Source organism: Paenibacillus rhizosphaerae, assembly GCF_014192015.1.
In the GTDB taxonomy this organism is placed as follows: Bacteria; Bacillota; Bacilli; order Paenibacillales; family Paenibacillaceae; genus Paenibacillus_AQ; species Paenibacillus_AQ rhizosphaerae.
In genome coordinates, this window is record NZ_JACHXJ010000002.1 from 299969 (window position 1) to 315977 (window position 16009).

The 16009-nt window shown below is 55.3% G+C and carries 12 protein-coding genes; all 12 read left to right on the forward strand.

Features of this window, described 5'->3' with window-relative positions; genetic code table 11:
* Window positions 1–21 precede the first annotated feature (21 nt).
* The 12 genes from bshC to spoVE all read left to right on the forward strand — a co-directional run bounded on the left by bshC (window position 22) and on the right by spoVE (window position 16008).
* The gene (gene bshC, locus FHS19_RS09815; RefSeq protein WP_183581722.1) at window positions 22–1653 is read left to right on the forward strand and encodes a bacillithiol biosynthesis cysteine-adding enzyme BshC; all 1632 of its coding nucleotides are present in this window, start codon (window positions 22–24) and stop codon (window positions 1651–1653) included.
* A gap of 27 nt (window positions 1654–1680) precedes the next feature.
* Window positions 1681–2952, forward strand: a complete 1272-nt coding sequence (locus FHS19_RS09820) for an adenosylhomocysteinase (RefSeq protein ID WP_183581723.1) — start codon at window positions 1681–1683, stop codon at window positions 2950–2952.
* 215 nt (window positions 2953–3167) lie between these two features.
* Window positions 3168–3605 carry a division/cell wall cluster transcriptional repressor MraZ gene (gene mraZ / locus FHS19_RS09825; RefSeq protein WP_076169844.1) on the forward strand — a complete coding sequence of 146 codons (438 nt, stop codon included), beginning with the start codon at window positions 3168–3170 and terminating at the stop codon, window positions 3603–3605.
* Between the two features lie 20 nt (window positions 3606–3625).
* Window positions 3626–4576: a 16S rRNA (cytosine(1402)-N(4))-methyltransferase RsmH gene (gene rsmH / locus FHS19_RS09830; RefSeq protein WP_183581724.1), complete on the forward strand. Its 951-nt coding sequence runs from the start codon at window positions 3626–3628 to the stop codon at window positions 4574–4576.
* An 86-nt stretch (window positions 4577–4662) separates the two neighbouring features.
* Window positions 4663–5079, forward strand: a complete 417-nt coding sequence (locus tag FHS19_RS09835) for an FtsB/FtsL family cell division protein (protein WP_183581725.1) — start codon at window positions 4663–4665, stop codon at window positions 5077–5079.
* Between the two features lie 18 nt (window positions 5080–5097).
* The gene (locus tag FHS19_RS09840; protein WP_183581726.1) at window positions 5098–7377 is read left to right on the forward strand and encodes a penicillin-binding transpeptidase domain-containing protein; all 2280 of its coding nucleotides are present in this window, start codon (window positions 5098–5100) and stop codon (window positions 7375–7377) included.
* Between the two features lie 92 nt (window positions 7378–7469).
* Window positions 7470–9497 (forward strand): stage V sporulation protein D, encoded by a 2028-nt coding sequence (locus FHS19_RS09845; protein ID WP_183581727.1) that lies wholly within the window; start codon window positions 7470–7472, stop codon window positions 9495–9497.
* A 66-nt stretch (window positions 9498–9563) separates the two neighbouring features.
* Window positions 9564–11051 (forward strand): UDP-N-acetylmuramoyl-L-alanyl-D-glutamate--2,6-diaminopimelate ligase, encoded by a 1488-nt coding sequence (locus FHS19_RS09850; protein ID WP_183581728.1) that lies wholly within the window; start codon window positions 9564–9566, stop codon window positions 11049–11051.
* Window positions 11051–12451 (forward strand): UDP-N-acetylmuramoyl-tripeptide--D-alanyl-D-alanine ligase, encoded by a 1401-nt coding sequence (locus tag FHS19_RS09855; protein WP_312887245.1) that lies wholly within the window; start codon window positions 11051–11053, stop codon window positions 12449–12451. Before FHS19_RS09850 ends, FHS19_RS09855 begins: the two co-directional genes overlap by 1 nt.
* A gap of 20 nt (window positions 12452–12471) precedes the next feature.
* Window positions 12472–13437 carry a phospho-N-acetylmuramoyl-pentapeptide-transferase gene (mraY, locus tag FHS19_RS09860; RefSeq protein ID WP_183581729.1) on the forward strand — a complete coding sequence of 322 codons (966 nt, stop codon included), beginning with the start codon at window positions 12472–12474 and terminating at the stop codon, window positions 13435–13437.
* Between the two features lie 3 nt (window positions 13438–13440).
* Window positions 13441–14862: a UDP-N-acetylmuramoyl-L-alanine--D-glutamate ligase gene (gene murD, locus FHS19_RS09865; protein WP_183581730.1), complete on the forward strand. Its 1422-nt coding sequence runs from the start codon at window positions 13441–13443 to the stop codon at window positions 14860–14862.
* A 48-nt stretch (window positions 14863–14910) separates the two neighbouring features.
* On the forward strand, window positions 14911–16008 hold the full coding sequence (spoVE, locus tag FHS19_RS09870) for a stage V sporulation protein E (protein WP_183581731.1): 1098 nt from the start codon (window positions 14911–14913) through the stop codon (window positions 16006–16008).
* Window position 16009 lies beyond the last annotated feature (1 nt).

The following is a 16009-nucleotide window of genomic DNA, read 5'->3' on the forward strand; positions in this document are numbered from 1 at the left end:
CACAGAATAGGAGGCATACCCATGAATGTGGTTTCCGACTCACTCAAGAGCGGTTCGGCTCTTGCAGATGATTATATAAACCGTTTTAGCGAAGTACAGCCTTTATACGGTGAAGATTTTCGCGATGAAGCAAGCTGGCTGAAGCGAGTGGAATGGCTTGACGAATCAGAGTCCGGCCGGGTTAACCGGGCCGAATTGGCAGAAGTTTTACGGCGGTATAACAGCCGCCACAATAACCATCAGGCGGTACATAATTCACTGGATTTACTGGCGAAGGAAGGAACGCTGGCCGTGGTGGGGGGACAGCAGAGCGGACTGTTTACCGGTTCGCTGCTGGTGATCTACAAAGCCATGACCATTATCCAGTCGGCGCAAGAAGCGGCCAAAAAATTCAACCGGCCGGTGGTGCCCGTCTTCTGGATCGCGGGTGAGGACCATGACTTCGATGAAGTGAACCATACGTACGTCATGACGCCGGAGCTGAAGGTCGCCAAAATCAAGATGGAGGCGAAGCCGGGACCCCGCTCGTCCGTGAGTTCGATTCCGATCGGTCCAAACGAATGGAAGCAGTCCTTTGACCAGCTGGGCAGGTGGCTTCCGGACAGCGATAACAAGCCGGAGATTTTGAAATGGATCCATGAGGCGTCGGAGCAGTCGGATAATCTCAGCGACGCTTTTGCCAAGCTGCTGGGCCGGTTGTTTGGCGAGTACGGCTTGATTTTGCTTGATTCGGCGGATGCCGAACTGCGCAAGCTGGAAGTCCCGGTGTTTGAAAAAATGATCGAACGCAACGATGCGCTGGAGCAGGCTTATCAGCAGGCGGCGGCGTGTATTACCGGCAAAGGCTACTCGCTTCAGGCGGAAGTTGCGGCCGGCGGGGCCAATTTGTTCTATATATATGAAGGAAACCGTCTGCTGCTGTATAAACAGGATGGCAAGTTCACCGATCGCAAAGGGATCGTCAGCTTAAGCCAGAGTGAGCTGCTGGAGCAGCTTCGCACTTATCCGGAGCGGTTCAGCAACAATGTGCTGACGCGCCCGATGATGCAGGAATCGCTGTTCCCGGTACTCTGTACCGTGCTGGGGCAAGGGGAAATATCCTATTGGGCCATTACAAAGCAGGCTTTCGAAGTCCTTGGCCTCCGGATGCCGATCCTTCTGCCGCGGATGTCCTTCACATTGATTGAAGGCGCACTGCAGAAACACATGAATAAGTTCGGCGTGACATTCCAAGATGTTCAGCACCGGTTTGCAGAAGCCCGCCAGAAGTGGCTTTCGAGCCAGGAGGATTTTCATATCGAGCCGAAATTCAACGAGACGCGCCGGGCTTTTGAGCAGCTGTACGAACCGCTGATCCGCGAGCTGGGCACAATTCAATCCGGTTTGATCCCGCTCAGTGAGAAAAACAAAGGCAAAATTTTGGAGCAAATTTCTTATTTGGAACGCAAGACACGCGAAGCGGTCGAGAAGAAGCACGAGGCAGAGCTGCGTCAGTGGGACCGGATCGGTGTTTCTTTGTTTCCGCTGGGCAAGCCGCAGGAACGGGTGTTTAATATTTTCTACTACTTAAACCGCTATGGCCTCGAATGGATTCATGATTTGATCCGCACCTCGGACCATTTCACGGCGGAGCACCGTATTATCGAATGTTAATCAATTAGAGGATAGGGAGGCAATGAGATGAGTTCATCTTCACTGCAAAACAGCGTCGTCAAGGATATGGCTCTGGCACCGGAAGGCCATTTGAAAATCGATTGGGTGGAGGCCCATATGCCGGTGTTAAACGAAATCCGCAAGCAGTTTGAAGCGGAGCAGCCGTTTAAGGGGCTGAAGGTCACCATTTCGCTGCATTTGGAAGCCAAGACGGCATACCTGGCTAAAGTGGTAAAGGCCGGCGGTGCGGATGTAACGATCACGGGCAGTAACCCGCTGTCCACACAGGATGATGTATGTGCGGCGCTCGTGGAAGACGGTGTGACCGTCCTGGCCAAATATAATCCGGATCCGGTGGAGTACAAGGCATTTCTGATCCGGGCGCTGGAGACCAGACCCGACCTCATTATCGATGACGGTGGAGACCTGGTGACGATTCTTCACTCGGAGCGGCCGGACCTGCTGGAGACGATCCGCGGGGGGGCGGAAGAGACAACGACCGGCATTATCCGCCTGAAAGCTTTGGAAAAAGACGGGCTGCTGAAGTTCCCGATGGTTGCGGTCAACGATGCCTACTGCAAGTATTTGTTCGATAACCGCTATGGAACGGGGCAGTCGGTGTTCGATGCGATCAACCGCACGACAAACCTCGTCGTAGCCGGCAAAACCGTTGTCGTCGTAGGCTACGGATGGTGCGGCAAAGGCGTGGCAATGCGGGCCAAGGGACTCGGCGCCAAAGTCATCGTGACGGAAGTGAATGCCATCCGGGCGGTGGAGGCGCACATGGACGGCTTTGAAGTGATGCCGATGCTGGAAGCCGCGAAGCACGGCGATTTCTTCGTGACCGTGACGGGCAACCGAGATGTTATCACCGGTGAACATTACGATGTGATGAAAGACGGGGCGATCTTGTCCAACGCCGGTCACTTCGATGTGGAAGTCAACAAACCGGAACTGGCTGCACGGGCCGAGTCGGTTCGCACCGTGCGCCGTAACATCGAAGAATACAAGCTGACGGACGGCCGCAAAATCTACCTTCTGGCCGAAGGCCGCCTTGTCAATCTTGGGGCGGGAGACGGGCATCCGGCGGAAATTATGGATATGACGTTCGCCCTGCAGGCAATGTCTCTGAAATACGTGAACGATAACTATCAGAACCTGGGCGCTCAAGTGCTGAACGTGCCGCTCGAAATCGACGAGCAGGTAGCGCGCCATAAATTGGCAAGCCTGGGGATTCAGATCGACCGGTTGAGCCAGGAGCAAATCCGGTATCTGGACAGCTGGTCCACCCACGAATAATCGGTAAATTGTGGTTATCCACATGTGGAAAACCCCCTTGATTCTTCGCGAATCAGGGGGTTTTTGCTGTTTTTCCGCGCAGGGCGGGGCCGGATTTATCCACAAAAAAACATGTGGATAAGGCAGGATTTTGATTTTATCCGGCGAATCTAGTATCCTTAAGTGGTGGAAAGTGGTACAAAGTGGGGATTTGGGGTTAAAGGGGTGAGTGACCGGTGTTTATGGGGGAATATCAACACAGCTTAGACGATAAAGGCCGAGTCACCATCCCTGCCAAATTCCGCGAGCTGCTTGGCTCCTCCTTTGTGGTCACCCGGGGCTTGGACCAATGCCTATTTGTATATCCTATGAATGAATGGCAAATTTTGGAACAAAAGCTGAAATCACTGTCCCTGATGAAATCTGACGCGCGTGCGTTTACCCGGTTTTTTTTCTCGGGAGCAACGGAATGCGAGTGGGATAAACAGGGAAGGGTAAATTTACCGGGGAATCTCCGCCAATACGCGAAGCTGGAAAAAGAATGCGTGGTGCTCGGCGTATCGAACCGGGTGGAGATTTGGAGCAAGGATACTTGGGAGGAATACTTCCAGCAATCCGAAGAGACGTTTAACGATATTGCTGAGAAGCTGGTGGATTTGAATTTTGATTTGTAGAGAGTTTGGAGGGCTGCAGCTTGTTTCATCACATCACGGTGCTTAAAGAAGAAGCGACAGAAGGGCTGCGCGTGAAGAGAGACGGCATTTATGTCGATTGCACGCTTGGGGGGGCGGGGCACAGTTCCCTGATCGCTTCCAAGCTGGGGGAATACGGCAGGCTGATCGCGTTGGACCAGGATGACTGGGCGCTTGATAACGCTAAGGAAAGGCTGGCCCCGTACGCAGACCGCGTATCCCTGGTCAAGACGAATTTCCGGCATCTGGAGGAGACCCTTCGGGAGCTGGCTGTTCCGAGCAAGGACGGCATTCCGCAGGTGGACGGCATTTTGTTCGATCTGGGCGTGTCATCTCCCCAGTTTGACGAAGGGGACCGGGGGTTCAGCTACAATTACGATGCGCCGCTCGATATGCGGATGGATCAGTCGGCGTCCTTGACGGCTGCCGAAATTGTAAACGAATGGCCTGAGCGGGAAATTGCCCGGATTTTGTTCCAATACGGCGAAGAAAAGTTCTCGAGACGGATTGCCAGAATGATCGCAGAGCACAGAACGCAGAAGGCCATTCAAACTACGGGCGAGTTGGTCGATATTATTAAAGAAGGCATTCCGGCGGCAGCGCGGAGAACAGGCGGCCATCCGGCCAAACGAAGCTTCCAGGCCCTTCGGATCGCAGTGAACGACGAGCTTGGCGCTTTTGAAGAAGCGCTGCATCAGGCGGTGCGCTGTCTTGCTCCAGGCGGAAGGGTATCGGTGATCACGTTCCATTCGCTGGAGGACCGGATATGCAAGCAAATTTTGAACAGCTACGTAGGCAAATGCACCTGCCCGCCGGATTTTCCGATGTGCGTGTGCGGCGGGAAAGGTGAAATGAAACTGGTCAACCGCAAGCCGATCGTGCCGGGTGAAGAGGAACTTGCACAGAACCCGCGTGCGCGTTCAGCCAAGCTGAGAGTTGCTGAGAAAATATAACCTAACGCATCTGACACACGATTCATATTTTTAAAGGCAAGGACTCATGTTCAGGGCGTAGAGACTAAGACAAAGGGGAATCAGACATGGCCTATACGCGTGGTAACCTGGCAGTAAAGGAGAAAGTCGCTGAACGAACGTCTCCCGGGTACCGGGAGAAAACGAAAGTCGTTACTCGCCGTACATATCTGCCGATCAAGGAAAAGCTGCTCTATTTGCTGACGGTTGGAATATGCGTCATGGTGGCGAGCCTGATCATCTGGCAGAACGCCAACATTTACGACCTGAACAAGCAGGGGCAGAAGGTCGACAAAAACATTAAGAAAATGAATGTGACCATTAGAGAGCTTAAGGCCGAGAAGCAGCGCCTTGAAGTCGGAATCCGTGACAAGGCGGTCCAGCTCGGTTTCCAAGAGCCGGGCAAGGAGGCGCTTACCGTTCCGCGTTCCAATACGACAAGTAAAGACAACGCCGGAACAAGTTCGGAAACGGCAAAAAAATAGAGCTTGTGAGGGTTGAGTATGGTAAAAAGAATAAAACTTCGCACACTGCTCCTAGGAGGATTCATCACCCTCCTTTTTGTTGTTCTGTTGATTCGGGTATTTGCACTGCAGGTAGTCAACGGGGATGACTGGCATGATCGGGCGGTCGCCCAGTGGACGAAAAAAGTACCGATCCCGGCATCCCGCGGCACGATTACGGACCGCAACGGCGATATTCTCGCTTCCGACGTTCCGGCCTATACCGTTATCGTCAATCCGGCCGTTATCCATGAGAACGGGCTGGAGAACGAAATTATCGAAGGGCTGCACAAGATTTTAGGCAAGGAAGAAAGCGAGCTTAAAGCACTTGTAAATGCCAAGGGCAAGGAAGGGGAGTACCTTACCAACCGGGAGGTCCGGAACGAAGGGTGGAAAATTGACGAAACGAAGAAGGCCCAAATCGATGAATTGAATAAAGAATTAAAGGCCCAGCTTAAGAAAGAAAAAAAAGTAATGGAGACCGGGCTCGGTCTGCTCAAGGAACAGAAACGGTACTATCCGAAGGGGACGCTTGCGGCTCATATTTTGGGTTATACCAACCGCGACGGTGAGGCTGTCGCCGGTCTTGAGGCATACAAAGATGATGTTCTGAATGGCATCCCCGGAGAAATGAAATATGAAAGCGACCGGCAAGGGGACCAGCTTCCCGAAGCGAATATGGTGTACAAGCCGGCTGTCAATGGTAAAAATTTAAAGCTGACGATCGACGACACGATCCAGTATTATATCGAAGACGCGATGAAAGAAACGTATGAGAAATACAAACCGATCAGCATGACGGTCATTGCGGCCGATCCGAAGACGATGGAAATTCTCGGGATGGCCAACCTGCCGACATTCAACCCGAATACGTACTGGAACACGAAGGACCAGAAAGATTTCTTCAACTATGCCGTCAAGGCTACGTATGAGCCGGGTTCCACGTTCAAGATTGTGACGCTCGCAGGTGCGGTGCAGGAGAAGCTGTTTAATCCGAACGCCATTTACCAGTCCGGGCAAATCCAGGTCAAAGGGACTCATACGTACCTTCATGATATTAACCGTTCGGGATGGGGGCCGATCACGTTCCTGGAAGGTGTGAAGCGCTCCAGTAACGTCGCCTTCGTTAAGCTGGGCTCGGAAATGCTCGGGAAAGACCGCCTGCTGAAATATATCAATGACTTTGGTTTCGGCCAGAAGACAGGCATTGAGCTTCCCGGCGAAGTAACCACAACAATCAATCTGCCGGGTCCCGTCGAAGTGGCGACCGCTTCCTACGGACATGGCGTATCCGTCACGCCGATCCAGCAGCTGGCCGCGATCAGCGCGGTGGCGAACGGCGGCAAATTGAAGACACCGCAAATTATCAAAGAGATTACCGATCCGGATACAGGCAAAGTGATTAAGTCTGCGGATACGAGCAAGGTCGTCCGTCAGGTCATCTCACCGGAAGCCGCCAAGGAAACGAGCAGTTACCTGGAACAGGTTGTCGCGGACCAGGTCAAAGGTACCGGGCGCAACGCCTACATCGATGGATACCGGGTGGCCGGTAAAACCGGTACCGCGGTCAAATACGGTCCCGACGGCAAACCGGATTATTCGAAGTCTGTCGTATCCTTTATCGGTTTTGCTCCGGTGAACGATCCGAAGATCGCCCTCATCGTCATCGTGGACCAGCCGAATGACCCTGATGTCGGCGGGGGCACGGTGGCGGCGCCGATCTTTAAAAAAATCGTGTCCCAGGCCCTGCCGTACTTGGGTGTGCCGAAGGCCACCACGAAAAAAACATCGGACGGTAAATCGACGGTGGATCGCCCAGCCGCTCCGACGCTCACGAAGCTGGCCGCGAAGGACGCGAAGCAAAAGCTGCTGAACGCAGGCATCGATTTCGAGACGATTGGCAAGGGCACCTCGGTCATCCGGCAGTATCCGGCTGCGGGAACGCCGATGAGCCCGGGGCAGCGCATCTATCTGCTCACCGAGGAGACCGACAAGATGACGGTGCCGGATCTGAAAGGCGAATCGCTGCGCGATGCGCTGGATATTTTGACCCTGCTGAAATGCTCGGTTACCGTCCAAGGCGAGGGATACGTCAGCGAACAGCTTGTCACCGACAAGAACGGCAAGCGGTCCGTCCAGCTGACGCTGAAGCCGGTCAAGGATGACGAGGCATCGCAGGATGACGCATCCTCCTCCACAGAGGGAGATTCCGGTTCGAAGGATACGTCGACTGGCGATCCGGCAGGTGGCAAGTCCGGCGAAGAAGCCAGCGATAACTGATAAGCGGCAACAGCTTGTTCTATCCCCTGGTTGTCCCGAATATTCATGATATCAACAGTCATGAAGCTGTAGGGAAGCGGGGAGGGATACAAATGAAGGTTTCAAACGTCACCATGAGGCGGAGGCTGCTGTGGAGCTTGCTGATCCTGTGCCTGTTATTCGCCGCTTTGATCGTGAGGCTTGCCTATGTGCAGCTGGGGAAGAGCGGCGAATTATCCGCCAAGGCTGAGGAAAACTGGCGCCGGGAAATTCCGTCCACGGCCAAGAGGGGCGAGATTCAGGACCGCAATGGTACGCCATTGGCTTATAATATAAGCACGCCGACGATCATGGCGATCCCTGTTCAGATCAAGGAGCCCGAGAAGACGGCGAAGACGCTGGCTCCTCTGCTGGGTATGAGCGAAGACAAGATTATGAAGTCTATTACCAAGAAATCAAGGATTGAACGACTGCAACCCGGTGGACGCAAAATTACGATGGAGCTTGCTCAGAAAATTCGTGATTTAGAGCTGCCGGGTATCGTCGTTGCTGAGGACAATAAGCGGTTTTACCCATACGGCGACCTGGCCGGGCACATTCTCGGTTTTACGGGAATCGACAACCAGGGCTTGACCGGGATCGAGCAGAGGTATGACACCAAGCTGCAGGGCATTAACGGCAGCGTCTCCTATTTGTCCGATGCGGGGGGCAGACTGATGCCGGGATCTTCCGAGAAATACGAGGAGCCCAAAGACGGCCTTAACCTCCAGCTGACGCTCGACAAATCGATCCAATCGATTATGGAGAGGGAGCTGGACCAGGCCATGGTTCAGTATCAGGCCCGCGGCGCCTGGTCGATCGCGATGAACCCGAAAACCGGGGAAATTCTGGGGATGGCCAGCCGTCCGGGATTTGAGCCGGCGAATTATCAGGAATACCCATCCGAAGTGTATAACCGGAACCTGCCGATCTGGATGACGTACGAGCCCGGTTCGACCTTTAAGATCATTACGCTGGCGGCCGCCCTTCAGGAGAAGAAGGTGGACCTCAAGAATGAGCAGTTTTTCGATCCGGGATACATCAAGGTCGGAGGAGCCAGCCTGAGATGCTGGAAGCGGGGCGGCCACGGCAGCGAAACGTTTCTGCAGGTCGTGGAGAATTCCTGTAACCCGGGTTTTGTCGTTCTGGGCCAGCGTTTGGGCAAAGACTCGCTGTTTAACTATATCCGCAATTTCGGATTTGGCTCCAAAACGGGCATCGATCTGAACGGGGAAGAGAACGGCATCCTGTTCAAGCCATCGCAGGTGGGCCCGGTCGAACTGGCCACGACGGCTTTCGGACAAGGCGTGTCCGTGACGCCGATCCAGCAGGTGGCCGCCGTGTCGGCTGCCGTCAATGGGGGCAAGCTGTTTAAGCCTTATGTCGCCAAAGCCTGGATTAATCCGGAGACCGGCGAAACAGTGAGCGAAACGAAGCCGACGCTGGTCCGACAAGTTATTTCGGAGGATACGTCCAAGCAGGTGCGCGAGGCTCTGGAGAGCGTAGTGGCCAAAGGGACGGGCAGACCCGCTTTCATCGACGGCTACCGTGTCGGCGGCAAGACGGGTACCGCCCAGATCGTCGTCAACGGCCGCTACTCCTCCACGGAGCATATCGTTTCTTTCATCGGCTTCGCACCGGCGGACGACCCGCAAATCGTTGTTTACACCGCGGTCGATAATCCGGCCGGCATTCAATTCGGCGGCGTCGTGGCGGCGCCGATCGTCCAGCACATTCTCGAGGATTCGCTGCATGTGCTGAAGGTGCCGGAGCGTAAGGATCAGCTGCCGAAAACTTATAAATATGGAGATACGCCGATCGACACCGTTCCTGACCTGGTAGGAGCGACGGTTGAAGATTTGTATGAGGATCTCAACATGAATTTTATGCTGGCCAAGTCCGGTACCGGGAACACGGTCATCAGTCAGGCTCCCAAACCGGGAAGCCGCGTGGAGCGTGGGTCGACGATCCGGATTTATATGGGAACGGAAGCGGATGTGAAAGAGCAGCCGGACAGCGCGGACGATCCGGAGGATGGTTCGGGCGATCCTCAGGGCGAGCTGGAAACGCCGCAGGACGGAACCGGCACAACAGCAGAATGATGCCTCAACCCATATTCGATTGCGGCGATATTCGAGACTAATAGAACTAGAGCGAGGGATCAAGACATGAAACTAAATGAACTGGCATCAGCATTAACGACGGCACAAATTATCGGAGACGGCGACATCACGATTACGAACATCCAGGTGGATTCGCGCAAAGTGGCGCCGGGAGATCTGTTTATCTGCCTCCCGGGCCATACGGTCGACGGTCATGACTATGCCGGTCAGGCCGCGGAAAAAGGGGCGGTGGCGCTCGTTGTCGAGCGGAAGCTGGACATCGACCTCCCGCAGATTGTAGTCAAGGACTGCCGGTTTGCCATGGCCGTTCTGGCCGATGCGTTTTTCGGGTCGCCGAGCTCCCATATGAAAATGATTGGCGTGACGGGAACCAACGGCAAGACGACCACGACCTACCTCATCGAAAAAATGATGAGCGACCAAGGGGTGAACACCGGCCTGATCGGCACGATCCAGATGCGCTACGGCGGACGGACCTTCCCGATGTCGGGCACGACGCCGGAAGCGCTGGAGCTTCAGCGTTCCCTGGATGACATGACGGCAAACGGCGTGGAGTGCTGCGTGATGGAGGTTTCCTCTCATGCTCTGGAACAAGGACGGGTGAAGGGTACAGACTTCCGTACCGCCATTTTCACCAACTTGACTCAAGACCACCTCGACTATCATAAAACGATGGAGGAATACCGCGCAGCCAAAGGCTTGTTCTTCGCCCGCCTGGGCAACAAATTTGCCCACCAGCCGGAGCAGCGCAAGTTTGCCGTGCTGAATGCGGATGATGAAGCGTCTTCCTACTTCGCCAAAATTACGGCAGCGGAAGTCATTACATACGGTGTTGAGAACAGCGCGGACGTCCGGGCAACCGACGTGAAGGTGACGGCGCAGGGAACTTCCTTCCATGTGGACACCTTCCGGGGCAGTGCCGATATCCAGCTGAGAATGGTCGGCAAGTTCAACGTATATAATGCGCTGGCCGCCATCACCGCCGGCCTGCTGGAAGGCATTGAGCTGGAAAATATCAAGCGCAGCCTGGAATCGGTACCGGGCGTGGACGGACGGGTCGAGTCGGTGGATGCCGGACAGCCTTTTGCCGTTATCGTCGACTACGCGCATACGCCTGACGGTCTGGAGAACGTGCTGAAGACGGTTAACGAATTCGCCGAAGGCCGGATCATCACCGTGTTTGGCTGCGGCGGGGACCGGGACCGGACCAAACGTCCGATCATGGGCAAAATCGCGGCCAAGTACAGCGACTTCATTTTTGTCACATCCGACAACCCGAGAACGGAAGATCCGGAGCTGATTCTGAAGGACATCGAGCAGGGTCTGAAGGATGACAGCGTTCCGCAGGAGCGCTACGAGATGATCGTGGACCGGCGGACGGCTATACAAAAGGCTATTGAAATGGCAAGCCCTCAGGATGTAGTATTGATTGCGGGGAAAGGTCATGAGACCTATCAAACCATTGGTACGACGAACTATGACTTCGACGACCGTGAAGTTGCCAAGGAAGCGATAAGGGGATTGGATAAGTGATTACGACGACTTTAGGCCAAATGGCCGCCATGTGCGGAGGAACTCTCTCGCAGGAACAACACCGGGATCTGCCGATTCAAGGCGTGTTTACGGACTCCCGCAAAATAAAGCAAGGAAGCCTGTTCGTCCCGCTCGTCGGGGAGCGTTTCGACGGACACGCTTATGCCGAATCCGTACTGAAGGACGGAGCGGGCGCGACACTGTGGCAGCGTGATCGGGGCGAGGCGCCGGTAGGAGCGGTCATTGTTGTCGATGACACGCTGGCGGCGCTGCAGACCCTGGCTGAGGCCTATCTGGCGGAAGTAGGCTGCCGCGTAGTCGGCATTACGGGCAGCAACGGCAAAACGACGACGAAGGATATGGTGTATACCCTTCTCTCAACAACCTACAAAGTTCATAAAACCGGGGGCAATTTCAATAATCATATTGGACTGCCCTTAACCATTTTGGAGATGCCGGCGGACACGGAAATCGCCGTATTGGAGATGGGGATGAGCGGCCGGCATGAGATCGAGCGTCTCTCCCAAATCGCCCGTCCTGATGTGGCGGTCATTACGAATATCGGGGAAGCGCATCTGCTTCAGCTCGGTTCAAGACATGAAATCGCCCGGGCCAAGGTGGAAATTATCAGCGGCATGAAGCCAGGCGGTCTTCTGATTTATCATGGCGACGAGCCGCTGATTCCTACGGTGCTCGGCGAACCCGAAACGGTGAAACCCGAAGGTCTCCGGACTTTTACGTTCGGATTGGACCAAAGCAACGACGATTATCCCACAGGAATGATGTTCCACAGCAAGGGGATTATTTTTACGTCATTGCTGCATCCGGAGGAGGGGCTGGATCTGCCGCTGCTTGGCCAGCATAACGTCATTAACTGCCTGGCGGCTCTGGCGGTGGCCCGTCATTTCGGCATTTCGGAGGAGAACATCCGCACGGGACTGACCGGACTGCATCTGACCGGGATGCGGATCGAGCAAATCGTGGCCCCGAGCGGCCTGACCATCCTGAATGACGCCTACAATGCCAGCCCGACCTCCATGAAGGCGGCGATCGACGCGCTTCATAGTCTCAAAGGCTATCATCACAAGGTGGCCGTGCTGGGGGACATGCTGGAGCTTGGGCCGCAGGAGAAGGAGTTCCATGCCGAGATCGGGCAGTACGCCGCGGCGGACCGGGTGGATGTGCTGTACACGTACGGAACGTTGTCGGAGGAGACTGCTGAAGCGGCCCGGAAGATTCGTCCGGACCTGAGCGTATTTTCTTTTACGGATAAAGCGGAGCTGATTCCTCATCTCATCAAGCGCGTTCATGCTAAGGATGTCGTGCTCGTAAAGGCATCGCGGGGTATGAAGCTCGAAGAAATTGTGGATGCTCTAGTTAAGGAAAACTTGCAGAAATAGCGCACAGAGGGGGTGAATCCATGGACTATCAACTATTGCTGTTAACGATCGGCGTATCTTTTATTCTCGCGGTGATTGCCGCTCCACTGCTCATTCCGCTGCTCAGGCGTATGAAGTTCGGCCAGCAGGTCCGCGACGACGGGCCGCAGACCCATTTGAAGAAGGCGGGAACGCCGACAATGGGCGGGATCGTCATTATTTTGGCTTTTACGCTTGCTTTTCTGAAATTTTCCGTCATTAATACGGATTTTTATGTGCTGCTCGTGGCCACACTTGGCTTCGGCCTGGTCGGATTTCTTGATGATTATATTAAAATCGTGTTCAAGCGTTCTCTCGGACTGACGGCGAAACAGAAGCTTATCTTGCAGCTGCTCTTCGCGGCGATCATGTGTTACCTGCTCATTCAGAACGGTCACAGCACGGCGATCAGCGTGCCGGGAACGTCGTGGTCGTTTGACTGGGGCGGATGGTTTTATTATCCGTTCATCGTCATTATGATGATGGCCGTGACCAACGCGGTCAATTTCACGGACGGGGTCGACGGGCTGCTGTCCGGTGTCAGTGCCATCGCTTTTGCCGCTTTCGCCATCGTCGCCATGCAGGCGACCTCGCTGTCAGCCGCCGTTTGTGCCGCTGCCATGATCGGGGCGGTGCTCGGTTTTCTTGTATTTAACGCCCATCCGGCCAAAGTATTTATGGGGGATACGGGTTCGCTCGGCATCGGCGGAGCCATCGGAGGCATCGCCATCGTCACCAAAACCGAGCTGTTATTCATCGTGATCGGCGGCGTGTTCGTCATCGAAATGCTGTCCGTCGTTCTTCAGGTCGCATCATTCAAGACCCGGGGCAAACGCATCTTTAAAATGAGTCCGATTCACCATCACTTCGAGCTGACCGGATGGTCCGAATGGCGGGTTGTCATCACCTTCTGGGCGGTAGGGATCGTGCTCGCGGGACTTGGACTTTACTTGAACAAGGGGTTGTAGAAGATGAAGCATCCAGATTCGTACAGGGGTAAAGAGATCGTAGTGCTCGGGCTTGCCCGAAGCGGTGTACAGGTCGCCAAAGTGCTGCACCAGGCCGGTGCGATTGTCACCGTAAATGATCGAAAGGAAAAGGATCAATGTCCCGAAGCCGGGGAACTGGAGACCTTGGGAATTACCGTCATTTGCGGCGGTCATCCCGAGGGGCTGGTTCATCCCGGTATTTCTCTGCTCGTCAAAAATCCGGGAATTCCGTATACCGCTCCGCCGGTTCAGGAGGCGCAGAAGCTCGGGATCGAAGTGGTGACCGAGGTGGAGGTCGCCTATCATATCTGCGAGGCGCCGATTATCGGGATTACCGGCTCCAACGGCAAAACGACCACCACGACGTGGGTGGGCCAAATGCTGGAAGCGGCCGGCATGCGTCCGATCGTCGCCGGCAACATCGGCACGCCGCTGTGCGAAGCGGCGCAGGATGCCGATGCGGGCAACTGGATGGTGACCGAGCTCAGCAGCTTCCAACTGAAAGGGACGACGGATTTCCGTCCGCGTGTCGGCTGCCTGCTGAACCTGACCGAAACCCATCTCGATTATCATGGCAGCATGGAAGACTATGCTTCTTCGAAAGCGAAAATGTTCGCTAACCAGAAAGAGGAAGATACCGCGGTCCTCAATTGGGATGATTCTTACTGCCGCAGCCTGGTGCCTTATATAAAGGCCAAGCTGCTTCCGTTCTCGACGACGGAGGAACTGCAAGTCGGCGTGTATGTGAGCCCGCCTTATATTCCGGACACGGAAGACGATCAAGAGCGCAGCATTGTATACCGCGATTCGGACGGGCGGTCCCAGGTAATCATCCCCGTGAAGGAAATCGGTATTCCCGGCCGGTTTAACGTCGCAAACGCCGCAGCGGCCTGCGCCATCGCGATCGCCGCCGGGGCGGCACCAGACAAGTTGGCCGAACCTCTGGCTTCGTTCCACGGGGTAGAGCACCGTTTGGAGTATGTGAGAGACGTTGGCGGCGCTGCTTATTACAACAATTCCAAAGCGACGAATGCCAAAGCGACGGGCATGGCCCTCGCTTCGTTCCATCAGCCGGTCGTGCTGATAGCCGGCGGTCTGGACCGCGGATCGGATTACATGGAGCTGATGCCGCTGCTGAGCGAGCACGTCAAGGCGGTCGTGGTGCTCGGCGAAACAGCGGATAAAATCGCGAAAGTTGCCGAAATGGCCGGATTAAAGCATATCCGTAAAGCCGATACTGGTGAGGACGCCACCGCTGTGCTGCGTTCCGCGGTACAAGAGGCCGCAGCTCTCGCCGAAGCCGGAGACGTCGTTCTGCTCTCACCGGCCTGCGCGAGCTGGGACATGTTTACCTCATATGAAGAGCGTGGACGCATTTTTAAAGAGGCGGTGCATAATCTTTAAGTAGGGGGGTGGATAAGCCCCTACTTCCTGGCAAAAGGTGGCCTCCTCATGAACAAGACACGACCGGCGCCGGATCTGTGGCTCTTTCTCTGTATTTTGGGCCTGCTGACGATCGGCATGATCATGGTATACAGCGCTGGCTCCGTACTGGGCTTTCACGATTACGGCGACTCATTCTATTTCGTCAAGCGACAGATGCTGTTTGCCGGACTCGGACTGGTCGCGATGTTTTTTACCGCAAATTTGGACTACCATGTATGGAAAAAATACGCCAAGGCGGGACTGATCATCTGCTTCGGCCTGCTCGTCATCGTCCTGATTCCGGGCATCGGCGTTGTGCGCGGGGGTGCCCGGAGCTGGCTCGGGATTAGCTCCTTCGGCATTCAGCCCTCCGAATTCATGAAGCTCGGGATGATTCTGTTCCTGTCGAAGTGGCTGAGCAGCGAGAATTTCAACATTACGGCGTTCGGCAGAGGGCTGCTGCCGCCCCTCGGTCTGATTGGACTGGCCTTCGGCCTGATCATGATGCAGCCGGATTTGGGGACCGGCACGGTGATGTTGGGGGCGTCGATGATGATCGTTTTTACGGCAGGGGCCAAGCTCAGCCATCTGGGGTTTCTCGGACTCGGCGGGGTAGCCGGCTTTGCGGGGCTGATCATTGCCGCGCCCTACCGTCTGAAGCGCATTACCGCTTTTCTAGATCCATGGTCGGATCCGCTCGGCGCCGGTTACCAGATTATCCAGTCGCTGTACGCGATCGGACCCGGCGGGCTCGGGGGGCTTGGACTCGGGATGAGCCGGCAGAAATACAGCTACGTGCCGGAGCCCCAGACCGACTTTATTTTCTCCATTCTGGCGGAGGAGCTTGGATTTATCGGCGGTCTGATCGTGCTGCTGCTGTTCCTGGTGCTCGTCTGGCGCGGGATGCGGGTGGCCATGACGATCCCGGACCGGTTCGGAAGCCTGCTGGCCGTCGGCATCATCGGCATGGTTGCCGTCCAGGTCGTCATTAACATCGGCGTGGTCATCGGCATGATGCCGGTCACCGGAATTACGCTCCCGCTGATCAGTTACGGAGGTTCATCGTTAACCCTGATGCTGACCGCGCTCGGCATTTTACTTAATCTATCACGTTATGCGAGGTGAA

What these genes read in the sequence shown, in the direction of transcription:
- bshC (WP_183581722.1), top strand. Translation starts at nt 22, where the DNA reads ATGAATGTGGTTTCCGACTCACTCAAGAGCGGTTCGGCTCTTGCAGAT.
- FHS19_RS09820 (WP_183581723.1), top strand. Translation starts at nt 1,681, where the DNA reads ATGAGTTCATCTTCACTGCAAAACAGCGTCGTCAAGGATATGGCTCTG.
- FHS19_RS09835 (WP_183581725.1), top strand. Translation starts at nt 4,663, where the DNA reads ATGGCCTATACGCGTGGTAACCTGGCAGTAAAGGAGAAAGTCGCTGAA.
- FHS19_RS09840 (WP_183581726.1), top strand. Translation starts at nt 5,098, where the DNA reads ATGGTAAAAAGAATAAAACTTCGCACACTGCTCCTAGGAGGATTCATC.
- FHS19_RS09845 (WP_183581727.1), top strand. Translation starts at nt 7,470, where the DNA reads ATGAAGGTTTCAAACGTCACCATGAGGCGGAGGCTGCTGTGGAGCTTG.
- FHS19_RS09850 (WP_183581728.1), top strand. Translation starts at nt 9,564, where the DNA reads ATGAAACTAAATGAACTGGCATCAGCATTAACGACGGCACAAATTATC.
- mraY (WP_183581729.1), top strand. Translation starts at nt 12,472, where the DNA reads ATGGACTATCAACTATTGCTGTTAACGATCGGCGTATCTTTTATTCTC.
- murD (WP_183581730.1), top strand. Translation starts at nt 13,441, where the DNA reads ATGAAGCATCCAGATTCGTACAGGGGTAAAGAGATCGTAGTGCTCGGG.
- spoVE (WP_183581731.1), top strand. Translation starts at nt 14,911, where the DNA reads ATGAACAAGACACGACCGGCGCCGGATCTGTGGCTCTTTCTCTGTATT.